This is a genomic window from Agarivorans sp. D1326 (assembly GCF_056958115.1).
On sequence record NZ_JBTWEN010000004.1, the window covers coordinates 355,734 to 370,920 of the forward strand.

The following is a 15,187-nucleotide window of genomic DNA, read 5'->3' on the forward strand; positions in this document are numbered from 1 at the left end:
TCAGCAAAGATAAACAGCACCTCTTGAAGCTGCTATACTGCGTGCCGCTAATACAGTCGCACCTAGGAATCAACATGAGCTCTCAAGCATTAATCGACGCAAATGACCGTCTAACCACTAAACAGCGTTATCAAAGCTTTATCGAACAAGCCCGTAAGGCCCAGCAGGTTTGGACCTTAAGTGACGAACAGGGTTGTTTGATTATCGAAACCGGTGACGAAAAAGTATTACTGCTGTGGAGCGAGCAAGCACTTGCCGAACACTGGGCCAGTAAAGATCACGCAAACTTTAAAGCCCTCGCCATTAGTTTGAGTGACTTGACCGAGAAGTGGCTCCCAGGAATGGCCAACGATGGTTTTGATCTAGCAGTGGCTCCTAGCTTTGCCGGTGAAGGCACAATTGTTGCGCCCTTAGATCTTGCCGACGAGCTAAGCAGCGGAAAAATCAAGTAAGCCGAGTATTTACCGCGCTTAAGTCCACTAAGCAGTTTTTTTAGTAAGGACTTAAGTGTAGAATCTTCGGCTCGAAAATTGTTCATAGCGCCCAAACGGGTACAGAAATACATACAGGTTAAATTATGACGACAACGGTTAATCCATTATTAGAAGATTTGAAGGCGCGCGGCCTAGTTGCTCAATGCACTGCCGACGAAGAACTGGCCGAACACCTTTCTAGTGGAGCCCGCACCCTGTATTGTGGCTTTGACCCAACAGCCGACAGCCTACACATTGGTAGCCTAGTACCACTGCTAATGCTTAAGCGTTTCCAACAAGCTGGTCACAAGCCCTTAGCCTTGGTGGGTGGTGCAACCGGTTTAATTGGTGACCCAAGCTTTAAAGCCGCAGAGCGTAAACTAAACAGCGATGACGTAGTTACCGGCTGGGTAGGCAAACTGCAGAAGCAAGTTAGCCAGTTTATTGAGTTTGGCGATCAAGCAAATGCAGCCAAGGTAATTAACAACCTTGATTGGATTGGCAAAGTAAACGTAATTGATTTCATGCGTAACGTAGGTAAACACTTTAGCGTTAACGCCATGATCAAAAAAGAATCGGTAAAACAGCGTATCGACCGTGATGAGTCGGGTATCTCGTTCACCGAGTTCAGCTACATGTTGCTGCAGTCTTACGACTTTGCCGAGCTTAGCGACAAAGAAAACACCACCTTACAAATTGGTGGCTCTGATCAGTGGGGCAACATCACTGGCGGTATCGACCTAGCTCGCCGCATGTACAGCAATAAAGTATATGGCCTAACAATGCCATTAGTGACCAAAGCCGACGGCACCAAGTTTGGTAAAACCGAAACGGGTACCATTTGGTTAGATCCTAAGCGCACCTCGCCTTACGCGTTCTACCAATTCTGGATTAACACGGCTGATGCCGACGTATATTCGTTCTTGCGTTACTTCACCTTTATCGACGTAGCCGAAATCGCCGCCATTGAAGAGCGTGATAAAGCCGCCCAAGGTCGCCCAGAAGCGCAAGGTATTTTAGCCAAAGAAGTAACTCGTTTAGTGCATGGCGAAGAAGGCTTAGCCTCAGCAATGCGAATTACTCAAGCGCTATTCTCTGGCGACTTAGCCTCTCTCAGTGAGTCAGATTTAGAGCAGCTAGCCCAAGATGGTTTGCCTACCACTCAACTTGAACAAAGCGAAGCTGGTTTAGTTGAGCTACTTACAGCGAGTGAGTTAGCTAAATCAAATAAAATGGCGCGCGAATTTATTGGTAACGGCGCAGTGTCTGTAAACGGCGAAAAGCTAAACGACCCTCAGCTAACCTTGCAAGCCAGCGATGCCTTATACGGTAAGTATTCAGTAGTTAAGCGCGGTAAAAAATTATTCAGTTTGATCATTTGGGCTAAATAATTTTGCTGTTAAGAGCAATCAGCCACGCTGATTGCTCAATTTATTCCCTTCAACACATTCTCCACCACCTCTGCTGTTGTTACCTGCCTGAAATACCTTTTCTACGTATTCCGATGTCACTTCTTGTTGGCTTCAATCACCCTTCATAAACTCCTCATTGCACTGGTATTTTCCCTAGAAAGCTTTAATTCAAATCTAGCTGCACGAAATTAAGTTATCAACCAATTGAAATAAACGTTAACCAGTTTGCAGTTTAAGTTAAAAATGTCTGGCATAATTGGTTTACAAATTTTTACTGTATGAGCCAAAATGCTGTTTAGAAACACTCTATTACTTGCCGCCACTAGCCTGATTTTTTCCCTTCAAGCCAAAGATTGGGCAGACTACGACGTACCTGCAGACCCTGGATTTGGGAATACTTGGGAGTTAATTGACGCCTTTTCTGACGATTTTAACTACCAAGGAAAAAACCAACAGTTTAGTGAAAAATGGAACGATCATTACCACAATGCTTGGACTGGCCCAGGCTTAACCATATGGAGTTCTGACCACTCTGATGTAGTAGATGGAAAACTGGTTATTAAAGCCGCCAGAAAACCAGATACCGATAAGGTTCACCTAGGTGTAGTAACTTCTAAAACGCCAATCATCTACCCAGTTTACATGGAAGCCAAAATTAAAGTGGCTAACCAAGTGTTATCGTCTAACTTTTGGTTATTAAGTGCCGATGACAAGCGCGAGTTAGATATACTGGAGATATACGGCAGCGATCGCGCCAACCATCACAAGCATTCTCGCCATGCTAATACCAACTACCATGTATTTATTCGTGACGAAGAAAGCAACGAAATTATCCGAGATATCGGCTCTCAACAGCATCACTTTTTACCAAACGAAGCGCCGTATCGCGATAACTTTCATCGCTTTGGCGCATACTGGATCGATCCATGGAATGTCGAGTTTTACATTGATGGACGTTTAGTTCGTCGCTTAAACAAAACGTCACTTAAAGACCCAGAAAATCTTGGCCTAGACCGTGAGATGTTCATGATCATCGACATGGAAGATCACGACTGGCGCTCAAGTGTTGGTCACATCGCTAGCGATGAAGATTTAGCTGATGAAACCAGAAACAAGATGCTAGTGGATTGGGTACGTGTTTACGTGCCAGTAAAAGCCGATGCAAGCCAGCAGGAACTTGGCCTGGTAAAACTCCCGACCGATACAGCTGGTTTGAGCTTGCGCCACAGCACTAAGTGTTTTGAAATTAGAAACCCTCGCTCAGAAAAAGGCGCACGTTATCGCCAAAGCTACTGCAGCCATCGTGGCCAACAGCAGAAGTTTACTTTTACCGAGCAAGTGAGTGAACAGGGCCAGCAAGTTAGCATCAAAAACACCGCAAATGATTTTTGTGTTGCAGCACGAGAAGGCAAACAAGACTTACGCCAACAACCCTGTGATGAGCAATCAGCTGCCCAGTCTTGGCTATTATCAAACAAAGGCCACAATTGGTTCAGCATTAAAAACCTTGCCACTGGTGAATGCCTAGAAATGGCGAAAGGCTCCAAGAAAAATGGCAAAAACTTGTCATTGGGTGAATGTGATGGCTCAGAACATCAAAGCTTTAAATTCGTAAATTAATGGGAAGGCTAGCCGACCAGCTAGCCATTTACTTCGCTTAAACAATAGGTTGTTCATGAAAAATTATCAGATGTACATCAATGGTAGCTGGCTAGATGCAAAATCAGGAGCACGCGCCGAGGTACTTAACCCTTCAACTGAAGAAGTTATCGCCACTGTCGCTAATGGCGATGAAACCGATGCAGAGCTAGCCATGAGCGCAGCAGTTGCAGCACAAAAGCAATGGCGTAAGCTACCTGCTCGCAAACGTGCTGAAAAACTGTATGAGTTAGTGGCAGAGATTAAAGCTAACCGTGACTTCTTAGCCGAGCTGCTTGTGCAAGAACAAGGTAAGTTACTAAAAGTGGCGCGCATGGAAGTAGACGTAACCTGCTCGTTTATTGAATACGCCTGCGAATGGGCTCGCCACATTGAAGGTGACATTGTTGAGTCTGACAACCCTGACGAGCACATTTGGATCTACAAGGTACCGCGTGGTGTAGTGGTAGCGATTACTGCATGGAACTTTCCACTAGCGCTAGCTGGTCGCAAAATTGGCCCAGCCTTAGTGGCGGGTAATGCGATTATTGTTAAGCCAACTACCGAAACACCATTAGCAACACTTGAGCTAGCAAAACTGGCCGAGAAAGTTGGCTTGCCAAAAGGTTTGTTAAACGTAGTCACCGGTCCTGGTCGCTCTTTAGGCGATGCACTGGTTCGCCACCCAAAGACAGCCATGGTATCAATGACAGGCAGCACTCCAGCTGGCCAAGCCATTGTGCGGGCAGCCTCAGACAACCTCGCACATGTACAACTAGAGCTAGGCGGCAAAGCGCCCTTTATCGTGCTCGACGACGCTAACATAGATGCGGCAGTAGACGCAGCGCTAAACTCTAAGTTCGATAACTGTGGTCAAGTATGTACTTGTAACGAACGTTTATATGTTCACGAAGCCATCTACACCGAGTTTATGGACAAATTGCTTGCCAAGGTGAAAGCCATAAAGGTTGGTGACCCAATGAACGAAGATAGCGACATGGGGCCAAAAGTAAGCGCTAAAGAGCTAGCCAATATGGAAGCCATGGTTGCTAAAGCTATAGAAGAAGGAGCCACCTTAGTCACTGGTGGTAAACGCTTAAGCGGCGAGGAGTTTGAAAAAGGCTACTGGTTTGAACCCACCGTGTTTACCGACGTAACCCAAGAGATGAGCCTCGTTCATGAAGAGATCTTTGGCCCTATTTTGCCCGTAGTTAAATTTACTGAGTTTGATGAAGTGATTAACTATGCCAATGACTCTGAGTACGGTTTGTCGGCGATGATCTTCACTGATCGAATCAAACTAGTGATGGACTTGGTAAACGACCTTGAATGCGGAGAGATATATGTAAACCGCGGTCATGGCGAGCAACATCAAGGCTTCCACAATGGCTACAAACTAAGTGGCTCCGGCGGTGAAGATGGCAAATATGGTTTTGAGCAATACCTAGAGAAGAAAACCTTCTACGTAGATTTCTCAAAATAACACTCTTTTCTTAGGAAGTGAGCAAGCAACTTATTAGCAGTGAGTTGCTTGCTACCCGCAGTTTTGAAAATGGAGACCGCAATACCTAATAGCAATAATAATTAAACGCAAATACCAAGGGGATACTATGTTCTACATCGGATTCTTTTTAAGCTTAGTAATGATTTATTTAGGCGTGTTAGAAATCATTCAGCGGCAACGTGAACACTCATAATCATGCAACCGCTGTTTTAGGAGCATAGCCAACAACACCGCTATAAAAAGATTAGTGCGGGATAAGAGCAAGATACTCATTCAACTAAATATTAAGGACAGTTGGACAAGCATTACCCTTCTCACTAATTTTACTCTAAGCCCATGATATGCGATGCTTTAATGTGCTGGCATTACCATGGAAAATGGCTGAATGAATGTGATAAAAAACAACACCCTCGCAGTGATAGTTCCGCAAATTCAGCTACAACTTGGCTACCAAATTATTGAATTTGGTCATTCTTACTTCTCCATCCAAAGCTTGGTCTCAATTGAAGATTTTCATCACCTTGCAGATTTAATGGAAGGAAATATAGAAGGCCTGCTAAGCAGCCATTTTAGCCAAGAATATATGGCTCTAGCCATATTAGGTGCAATTAACTATTGGCTGCAAAAAAAGCAATTGGAACCTGATGACCTAAATACCGCCAAGCGCTTATCCACTATGCTAGGCGACTATCTAGACTCGCTAAGCCAAAAACGAAAAGAGAGTAAAAACCTCGCACCACCAGCGCCAAGTCAGGCCAATATAGGCGAATATTACTGTCTGTTTGAATTTGCCGATGGCTGGCAAATAAAAGTAGGTAAGTGCAGCTCAAAGCAAGCCTTCGGTATTTACTTTGTTTGCCCGCTAGTCTGCGATGTGGAGCCGCCGCTAGAGTATATGCTGCAACAGATTAATGCCCACACTCAAGCTCTCTCCATTGCCCCGCTTAACGAAGCTGAAGTTAAGCCATGCTTGCAACAAGTACTTAGCAATTGGCTAGCACAATTTAGCCTGCAGCATCCTCAGGCTGTGCAATCTTATACGGAATGGGAATTTGAAGAGCTGAGCCTCACCGAGCAAGCTTTATGCGAAGTGTATTGCCAAGCACAGTCTTTGAAAGAAGCCCTCATCTAACTCGCTGCATATTGGTTTGTTCGATGAAGTCAGGCCTATTTTGATAACTTGATTAATATATTCGAACACTTTGTCTTAAAAAAGTCATAAATCTTACCTAAGCTGCTTGCAGTTAACCGCTTAAGTCGGTAACTATGGTTTATTATCAAACCAGTTGTTAGTTCCACTACGATTAAGGAATGCTATGCAAATTCGCCCTATTCATGAAGAAGACGCGGTTGACGTGGCCATGCTTGCAAAGCAGCTAGGCTACAACCCAACGGCACAAACTGTACTACCGAATATTCACGCTATTTTAGAAAACCCTGCCCACCAAGCCTTTGTTTACCTTAACGAGCAAGAGCAAATAGTAGGTTGGGTGCACGTATTTGTTGCCTTGCGTTTAGGCTCGCTACCCTTTGCCGAGATTAGCGGTATGGTGGTGGATCAAGACTCACAAAATCAAGGCATTGGCCGGGCACTTGTTAAACAATGCCGTCATTGGGCAACGAGCCGCGGCGTAGGCGAAATTCGAGTACGTTGTGACTCTACCCGCGAACAAGCAAATCAGTTTTACCAGCACATCAAATTTAAACAGCGTAAAACACAACGGGTGTTTGTGCGCGATCTGTAGCTGTTCCTTAAACTAGCTTATGGTAATATTCCGCTGATTTTTCCTTTTGATAAAGAGACGGTTATGACTACAGCTATTATTGGTGCAATGGAACAAGAAGTGGTAGCACTTCGCGAAATGATCGATAACTGTGATACCTATAGTTTTGCTGGTTGTGAATTTTATAGTGGTGAAATTAACCAGCACCCAGTAGTAGTAACCCGCTCTGGCATCGGCAAGGTAGCTGCCGCCATTGCCACTACCGTGTTACTGCAACGCTACCAACCCACTCAAGTGATCAATACTGGCTCTGCCGGAGGTTTTGACCCCGCTTTAAAAGTAGGCGATGTGGTTATCTCTAACGAATTACGCTATCACGATGTAGACCTTACAGCCTTTAGTTACGAAATGGGCCAACTGCCCGCTAACCCGGCCGCCTATAAAGCTGACGCTAAGCTTATCGAGATTGCCGAACAGGCTGCTAAGCAGCTTTCAGGTCATCAAATTGTGCGTGGTCAAATCTGTACCGGCGATATTTTTATGGCTGATCCTGAACGTGTTGCTAAAGCCCGTGCCGACTTCCCAAATATGACAGCGGTAGAAATGGAAGGCGCCGCTATTGCGCAAGTTTGTCATCTCGCCAAAGTGCCATTTGTAGTGGTTAGAGCGCTGTCGGACATTGCTGGTAAAGAGTCTCCATCTTCATTTGATGAATTCTTAGAAACAGCAGCCAAGCACTCTACTGCCTTGGTACTAGCCATGTTAGAGAAGCTAACTGACTAATGGACGAAAGCTCCTGGCTGTGGCTTAGCCTCAGCCTGCCCTTTTTGGGTATAGCCTTAGAACGTTTAATACCAGGCCGCGGATTTGGTCAGGTAATGCTGCTAGTCCGTTGGTTTGCCGAGCAACTATCAATAAAAGTAAATCGCAGCGGCAATGGTCCTCGCCAGCAGCGCATTGCTGGCGGTTTGGCTTTACTGGCGATTTTACTGCCACTAAGCCTAGGCTTAGCCTTGTTTAACCAACTTAATCCCCTCACCGTGTTAGTAGACAGTTTACTGCTACTTTGCTTGCTTCAATGGCAAGCCCCAATGCACAGTTACCATCGCATTACTCACCTTCTCAATAAACATTTGCACAAACCCGCCCGCAATATTTTACGCCCTTGGGTATTACGCGATTGCGAAAGTTTGTCTGCGGTTGGCGTAGCCAAAGCGTCTGCTGAAATGCTATTGCTGAGGCTAGCGGCCAATTGGTTTGGGGTGATTTTTTGGTTTATGTTGGCAGGCATTGTACCGGCCTTAATCTACCGCATCGTTACCGAGTTGCACTTTGCTTGGAACCCTAAACTCGTGCAATTTCGCCAGTTTGGTCATACCGCAAGTCGCTTCTATCAACTATTTAGCTACTTGCCCTTTCAACTATTAGCCTTGATTATCTGTTGTTATGGCAAACTCTCTCGTAACAAGGCCGCGCTTAGTGAAGGCTTCCGTTGGCCCTATATCGGCAGCGGTAAACTGATTAGCGTAAGCGCAAGTAGCTTACAAAGTGAGCTAGGTGGACCTCGCCATTACCAACAGCAAAAAGTTGAACAAGCCCGCTTTGGCCCAAGCCAGCAATACCCAGAAGCGGCTGAGTTAGACAGACTTGCCTTAAAACTCAATATGAGTGCGCTACTGTATCTACTTATTCTTAGTCCAATCTACCTTGCGCGTGTTATCTATCTTTAAGGCTAAAAGAGCCAATATCGTTAAGCTCATTGTCGTATTGCTAGCGACCTTTTTCAGCACTGCGCTTTACGCTAAGCCGCAACGCATTATCTCCTTAGCCCCACATTTAACCGAGCAAGTTTACGCCCTAGGTGCCGGTGATAAGCTAATTGCCACAGTAGATTATGCCGATTATCCAGAAGCCGCTAAAGCGCTGCCACGCATTGGTAATTATCAATACATTAGCCTCGAGAGCATCATTTCTTTAAAGCCCGACTTAGTTTTGGTCTGGCAACAAGGAAATCAGCAAAGTTTGGCGCAAAAGCTACGCGCCTTAAATATTCAAGTATTTGTGTCCAAACCCAAACGGCTAGACAACCTACCTAAACAACTGGCAGAGCTGGGTAGTATTTTAGGTGAGCAAGAAACCGGACAACGCTTAAGCCAGTTTGCCGAGCAACAGCTAGCTCAATTGGCGCAGCAGTATCAGTCTAAAAGCAAAGTGAGTGTGTTTTATCAGATGTGGCACACGCCGCTGCGTAGCATATCTGCGAAAAGCTGGATTGATGATGGCATTCGCTTATGTGGCGGAGAAAATATTATGGCCGAAGCGGTGGCACCCTATCCATTGCTATCAGAGGAGTGGGTACTAGAAGCTGATCCTCAAGCCATTATTATTGCCCAATGGGAATTTGAACACTCTTGGAAGCAATGGCCTCAGCTTCAAGCTGTGCAGCTGCAACACATTTACCATCTAGACCCCGATAAGGCCCATCGCTTAACACTTCGCACTCTAGAGAGCCTAAAGCAACTTTGTAGCATGCTGGAAAAAAGCCGAAAAAAAACCCACCCAGATAAACTGAGTGGGACGAGAGCATATACGAGTGAAGAAAAATCTTCGATATAAGTAATGAAAGTGTTGTGCCAGTTTTAAGCAAGCTAAAGATCTTATAAAATTTTCGACAGACAAAACCACCCCTAAAGAGGTATTTGATATTTTATGTCGCTTTACCTTTTTTTAGTCCCAAACAAACCAACAAATATGCTTTAGTCATTCGATAAGCCTTCGCACAAGCAAAAGTTGCTGATTCAATCGCTTGCACTACTATTAACCAGCTTGCGCCAATTTGGTCAGCAACTGCTCTGTAGCCTGTTTAGCTCACGGCTTGCGCCGCTGAATCTGGCATTATTACTAGCATCTGGCTACAATCGCGGTAATCACTGTGTTTGTATGTTGGAAGTAGATTGCAAAGCTTATTACCTAAACGTCATCGTCGGCTGTTGTTTGTTGCCATAATGCTGGTAATAGCCGCACTGCTCATCCCAAGTGAAAAAAAGTCGGTGAGTGCTAGCCAGCGACAAACTATCGATCTTTCGGCCAAGGCCAACAACATCCAAGAAGTGCGACCAACAGACGCCGCCAGCACTAACGAGCCCAGTTTAGACAAGCTACAATCTACAGCCGCTCAGCTTGAGCAAGTAGAAGAGAAACAGCCAGCTAGCCAACCCGCAGTTGAACAAGTGGCGGAGCTTTCCCCAAACCAAGCGGTTGAGCAAACTGAAGAGCAACACATAACCGTAGATACTGTTGCTAAATCCCCTGCCCCAGCAGCTAATACAGCAAACGAAATCGCCCAAACTGCTGATGAATCAAGTTCATTAAATCCGCAACCTAGCGCTACCGATAATACCGTTAAGGTCAGCGATGCCGCCGAGTTAATTGCGCAACTGCAGCAAGGCAAAGAACTTAACCTTGGTGTTCGTTATCCCCTGCAACTGGAGATAGAACCGCAACAAGCCCTCGAAGAACCCGAGCACTTCTACACCCTTAAACGCCAAACCGTTAAATCGGGTGACAGCATGGCGCTTATCTTCTCGCGGGTGGGTTTAAGTGCTCGCACTTTACACGACATAGACCAACTCGGCGGGGAAGCGAGAAAGCTGCGTACGGTTCATCCTGGCGATACGCTGGATTTTTATCTCGATGACCAAGATCGATTAATGGAGCTACATTATCCACAATCGAAACATCAAACACTGATTATTGAGCGAGATAAGCAAGATGGTTTCGCGGTAAAAGTAGGTACCCAAGAGCTAGAAGTAAGAACTAACTTTGCCCAAGGCACCATCAATTCAAGCTTCTGGAATGCCGGTATTAGCGCTGAACTCAGTCAAGGGCAAATTATGGCGCTAGCGGCTATTTTTGGCTGGGATATCGATTTTGCTTTAGACATTCGTAAAGATGATAGCTTTATGGTGCTGTTTGAAGAGCACTATATCGACGGTCAATTTGCAGGAAACGGCGATATTATTGCCGCTGAGTTTATTAACCAAGGTGATGTATTTAGAGCGGTTCGTCACGAAGATGGCAACTATTACACCCCAGAAGGCCGCCCAATGCGTAAAGCCTTTTTGCGCGCGCCAGTTAACTTCAAATACATTAGCTCTAACTTTAACCCGCGCCGTTTACACCCAGTAACCGGCAGAGTGCGCGCTCACAACGGCATTGATTATGCGGCTAAAGTGGGAACGCCAGTGCAAGCTGCCGGCGATGGCAGAGTCACTAAATCGGGTTACAGCAAATACAACGGAAACTATGTGTTTATTCAGCACAGCAGCGCCTACGTCACCAAGTACTTACATTTGCATAAGCGCTACGTAAAAACTGGCCAGCGGGTTAAACAGGGCAAGAAAATTGGCACCGTTGGCGCGACAGGACGAGTTACCGGCCCACATTTACACTATGAATTTTTAGTACACGGGGTACACAAAAACCCACGTACCGTGAAACTGCCTACTTCAACACCTTTAAAAGGTAAGCAAAAAGACATTTTCTTGCCGATTGCTAAGGCCAGAATCAAGCAGCTAGACAATACCAAACGAGTATTGCTAGCCATGAATTAGGTAAATAAATGACAGACATTTATGTGGGCTTAATGTCGGGCACTAGCATGGATGGCGTAGACGCAGTGGTGGTTGATTTTAGCCAGCAAACACCTGCTCTGCTAGCCCATTGCCAACAGCCAATACCACAAACCTTACTTGAGCAACTACACGGTTTATGCAGCCCCGCAGCCAACGAACTAGCCACCATGGCAGAGGCTAGCGTGGCGGTTGCCCAGCTATTTGCAGCTACCGCAACTCAAGCTATTGCTCAGGCTAAACTCAAGGCTAGTGATATTGCTGCCATTGGCAGCCACGGGCAAACCATACGCCATTTTCCCGAGTTAGCCTTTAGCCTACAAATTGGTAGCCCTAGCCACATTGCAGTACAAACCAACATTGATGTGGTGGCAGATTTTCGCAACAAAGATATGGCGCTAGGCGGCCAAGGAGCGCCGTTGGTACCTGCCTTCCATCTATCAATGTTCAGCCATGCTAACGAAGCTCGTTTTATTGTTAACATAGGTGGCATCGCCAATGTTACCCGCTTAGTTCCAGGGCAAAGCTTATTGGGCTATGACACCGGACCAGGCAATACTTTGTTAGATCAACACTTTAAACGTCATCACCCAAATGGCTTGGATTATGATGATAACGGTCAGTGGGGGAAAAGCGGCCGCTGCCAGCAAAACTTACTAGAACAAATGCTAGCAGATAAGTACTTTGCCATAGCTGCCCCAAAAAGCACTGGTCGCGAGTATTTTCATTTAGCTTGGTTAGATAGCTTTCTTACACAGCCAAAATTTACCCAAATAGCGCCTGTAGATGTGCAATGTACTTTGCACCACCTAAGCGCTCAGAGTATTGCTCAAGAGTTATTTGATGCTGATAGGGGCAAGGTTTATCTATGTGGCGGCGGAGACAAAAACGGCTTTCTATTAGGATTGCTGACGAGGGCATTGCCTAAGTTAACACTCAGCCGCACCTCAGAATTAGGCATTCCAGAGCAAGCCTTAGAAGCGATGGCTTTTGCTTGGTTAGCACGCTGTTTTAAACAACAACAAACTGGCAACGCCAGCTCAGTAACCGGAGCAAGCCGCCCAGCTATTCTTGGCGCCCTGTACCCCGCAAAATAAAAAGGAGGGATAACATCCCTCCTTCAACATTAAGGTTCGCCCTTAAACCTAGCGCTCAGTGCTCGGTTTATAGGTTCGAATCCAATCTACTTCCATGGTGTTTTTATCGGGATTAAGCAAATCAGCATCAGACGGAACACGGCCTGCAGCAACATGCCAGCTTTGCGATTCAACATTAACGATAATATCCATCGCTTTAGTGAACCCATTGCCCCCTTGATAGTTCTCAGGATCAATCACCGACACATTAGACACGCTGCTCGCTGCTTTTAGCGTTTCAAATGAAAAATCATTACTGTTTTTAGCATGCTCAATCACCGCTTGGTATCCAAATTGGTCAAATGCTAGCTGGCCTTGCGCATCTCGGTAAGGGTAACTATATGTCCAAGTACCATTGATTTTAGTGGCAAAGGCTTTATCAAATAGTACTCTTACTAGTTCACCATCCACATAATACTCAAAGTGTTTCGGCCCTAACCAGTTAACACCTACTTGCACAAACTTGCGGTTTCCAGCATTCCATAAATGCTCACCCCAGCTGTTTACGCCTGCTCGTTCCCACCAACTATTGTTATCACGCGGTTGATAATCAGTAAACGGTGAGCGAACAAAAGAGTGGTGACTTAAGTGAATAAACTTCTCGAAGTGAGCAGCGCCACCATAAGCCTCAATAATATCAATTTCTTGAGTATCGTCAGGGCTTAGTAACCATACGTCTGACGCCAAGGCGATATTAGCAACACTCACGCTGGCTTCTACAAACACTGGATAAATCACCCGCTCATTAGAGGTAATACAACCAGCATTAACACCCGGTACACCCATTTTAACAGTACTTGGGTTGCGCGAAGCTCTAAGTACCAAGGTACCTTTATCTCCATCAACCGACACATGGTTATGTTGCCAGTAGGTCGTACCTGGGCCGTTCCAATTATTGTGGTAGAAGTTGTACCATTTCCCATCTTCACCAAACGAAGCTCGCGCGCTGGTCTCAGCAAAGTTATAGTTAAATGTATCAGATACTTTTTCTTGCTTAAGCCATACCATTCCCTCACCTGCAGGAGCAGGTACTGGTAAATCAGCGACTTGGGCAGGATCTAATGCTTGGGCACTGTAACCGCTTCGAGATACATCGGTTAAGCCAGACACCGAACTTGGTGCATTAGGATCAACAGGTAAATCAGGATCTACTGGCTCGCTCGGTTCTTCAGTTTCTAGCAAAGAAAAACTCGCTAAGTTCCATTGCCAATCCGCACTGCCCACAGCACTTAAACGAAGTGTGACAGCTCCGCTTGGCAACTCAAAGGCAAAGTCAGAGGTTAAGCTTGTAAAACTATCCCAATCATTTCCAGAAACGCTAGAACGCCCAACAGTGTTCCAAGTGTTGCCTTCTTTCACAGCTACCTCAATCGCGACACCAGCTTGCATCGCCGTAGCAATTTGATATTCAATGTTGAAGAAACCGGCTTGCTCCACATTTAGCTGATAATCAACATAATCACCGCGATTCACATAATTGATTGCCTCAATACCTGCTGCAGTAACATATCGATTAATCGCACTTATCTGGCCATCATCAAAAGAGCCACCACTATTTATGTAGTTAACAGCACTTATTGCGCCCTCTGTTGGCGGTAAAGGCTCAACCGGAGGTTCAATAGGTGGTTCAGGGTCTACCGGGGGCTCTATATCTTTGACTTTTTCTAAGGTAAAGCTACTCAGATTCCATTGCCAATCGGCGCTACCAGTTGCGGTTAGGCGCAAGCTGCTTACACCACTTGGCAAATTAACAGTATGCATGGCTTTTTGCGCCACAAAGTTATCCCAACCACCCGCAATGACAGAGGTGCGGCCTTGTACAAGCCATTGATTGTTTTGCTCTAGCGCAATTTCTACTTCTACATTTTGCTGTTGAGCAGTCGCAATTAGATACTCAAGGCTATACTCACCAGGTTCGGCCAATTCAACTTGATACTCAACAAAATCGCCTCTATTTACATAGTTAATAGCCGATAGACCACCTGGCGCAATATAGCTACTTACACTACTGGCTTGTCCATCATCGAAGTCACCACCACTAGAAATGTAGTCAACAGCGTTAACTTTTAACATTCCTTCGGGAAGGTCTGGCTCAGCGATATCAGGTAACTCACTCACTTTATTCAATACAAAGCGATCAAGATTCCACTGCCAATCGTCATCCCCGGTTGCTCTTAACTGCAGCTGAACACTTCCCGCAGGCAGTGCTACAAGGTGATTAGGTTTCAAGGAGTTAAAAGTGTTCCAACCTTCTGCTGGTACAGCTGCACGCCCCTGTGGTAACCAAGAGCCATCGCTATTCACCAGTATTTCGATTTCAGCACCAGCTTCAATAGCGGTAGAAATAAAATACTCAACGCTATAGTTTCCGGGCTCATCAACCACAATGTCGTAGACCAAGTAATCACCACGGTTTACATAATTAACCGCGGTAATACCATCGAGTTGATATACACTCACTGCAAAGCTTTGCCCGTCTTCAAAGCTACCACCACTCTCTACATAAGCTTCGGCTTCTATCTGCAGCATTTCTTCACTTGCAGCATGAGCAGCTAAGCCCATTACCGAACTTATGGCTAAACACAATGGCGCCATTTTCCTTGTTTTATTCCCCATAAAACATCCTGTTTCTATAAGTTTTTCTAAACACTCGTAGTGCTTAATACGAT

The 15,187-nt window shown here is 45.6% G+C and carries 12 protein-coding genes; 11 read left to right on the forward strand and 1 reads right to left on the reverse strand.

The annotated features are described in order from the left end of the window. Window positions 1-74: 74 nt before the first annotated feature. The 11 genes from ACYFDN_RS10355 to ACYFDN_RS10405 all read left to right on the forward strand — a co-directional run bounded on the left by ACYFDN_RS10355 (window position 75) and on the right by ACYFDN_RS10405 (window position 12,479). Window positions 75-452, forward strand: a complete 378-nt coding sequence (locus tag ACYFDN_RS10355; RefSeq protein WP_016403537.1) for a DUF2750 domain-containing protein — start codon at window positions 75-77, stop codon at window positions 450-452. Between the two features lie 125 nt (window positions 453-577). Beyond that, window positions 578-1,864: a tyrosine--tRNA ligase gene (tyrS, locus tag ACYFDN_RS10360; RefSeq protein ID WP_016403538.1), complete on the forward strand. Its 1,287-nt coding sequence runs from the start codon at window positions 578-580 to the stop codon at window positions 1,862-1,864. Between the two features lie 309 nt (window positions 1,865-2,173). Beyond that, window positions 2,174-3,505 carry an RICIN domain-containing protein gene (locus ACYFDN_RS10365; protein WP_483511018.1) on the forward strand — a complete coding sequence of 444 codons (1,332 nt, stop codon included), beginning with the start codon at window positions 2,174-2,176 and terminating at the stop codon, window positions 3,503-3,505. A 55-nt stretch (window positions 3,506-3,560) separates the two neighbouring features. Then, window positions 3,561-5,006: an aldehyde dehydrogenase gene (gene aldA / locus ACYFDN_RS10370; RefSeq protein ID WP_483511020.1), complete on the forward strand. Its 1,446-nt coding sequence runs from the start codon at window positions 3,561-3,563 to the stop codon at window positions 5,004-5,006. Window positions 5,007-5,412: 406 nt separating this feature from the next. Then, window positions 5,413-6,159 carry a hypothetical protein gene (locus ACYFDN_RS10375; protein ID WP_483511022.1) on the forward strand — a complete coding sequence of 249 codons (747 nt, stop codon included), beginning with the start codon at window positions 5,413-5,415 and terminating at the stop codon, window positions 6,157-6,159. Between the two features lie 184 nt (window positions 6,160-6,343). Beyond that, window positions 6,344-6,772 carry a GNAT family N-acetyltransferase gene (locus ACYFDN_RS10380; protein WP_016403542.1) on the forward strand — a complete coding sequence of 143 codons (429 nt, stop codon included), beginning with the start codon at window positions 6,344-6,346 and terminating at the stop codon, window positions 6,770-6,772. 63 nt (window positions 6,773-6,835) lie between these two features. Further along, window positions 6,836-7,534 carry a 5'-methylthioadenosine/S-adenosylhomocysteine nucleosidase gene (mtnN, locus tag ACYFDN_RS10385; protein WP_220718997.1) on the forward strand — a complete coding sequence of 233 codons (699 nt, stop codon included), beginning with the start codon at window positions 6,836-6,838 and terminating at the stop codon, window positions 7,532-7,534. Then, entirely contained in the window at window positions 7,534-8,481 is a 948-nt protein-coding gene (locus ACYFDN_RS10390; RefSeq protein ID WP_016403544.1) for a cobalamin biosynthesis protein CobD/CbiB, read from the forward strand. Before mtnN ends, ACYFDN_RS10390 begins: the two co-directional genes overlap by 1 nt. Window positions 8,482-8,518: 37 nt before the next feature. Next, window positions 8,519-9,367 carry a cobalamin-binding protein gene (locus ACYFDN_RS10395; protein ID WP_483511024.1) on the forward strand — a complete coding sequence of 283 codons (849 nt, stop codon included), beginning with the start codon at window positions 8,519-8,521 and terminating at the stop codon, window positions 9,365-9,367. A gap of 338 nt (window positions 9,368-9,705) precedes the next feature. After that, window positions 9,706-11,364 (forward strand): peptidoglycan DD-metalloendopeptidase family protein, encoded by a 1,659-nt coding sequence (locus ACYFDN_RS10400; protein WP_483511026.1) that lies wholly within the window; start codon window positions 9,706-9,708, stop codon window positions 11,362-11,364. Between the two features lie 8 nt (window positions 11,365-11,372). Then, window positions 11,373-12,479 carry an anhydro-N-acetylmuramic acid kinase gene (locus ACYFDN_RS10405; RefSeq protein WP_483511027.1) on the forward strand — a complete coding sequence of 369 codons (1,107 nt, stop codon included), beginning with the start codon at window positions 11,373-11,375 and terminating at the stop codon, window positions 12,477-12,479. Between the two features lie 48 nt (window positions 12,480-12,527). Here the strand turns inward: ACYFDN_RS10405 and ACYFDN_RS10410 are convergent, their stop codons facing one another. After that, window positions 12,528-15,134 (reverse strand): carbohydrate-binding protein, encoded by a 2,607-nt coding sequence (locus ACYFDN_RS10410; protein WP_483511029.1) that lies wholly within the window; start codon window positions 15,132-15,134, stop codon window positions 12,528-12,530. Between the last annotated feature and the right edge of the window lie 53 nt (window positions 15,135-15,187).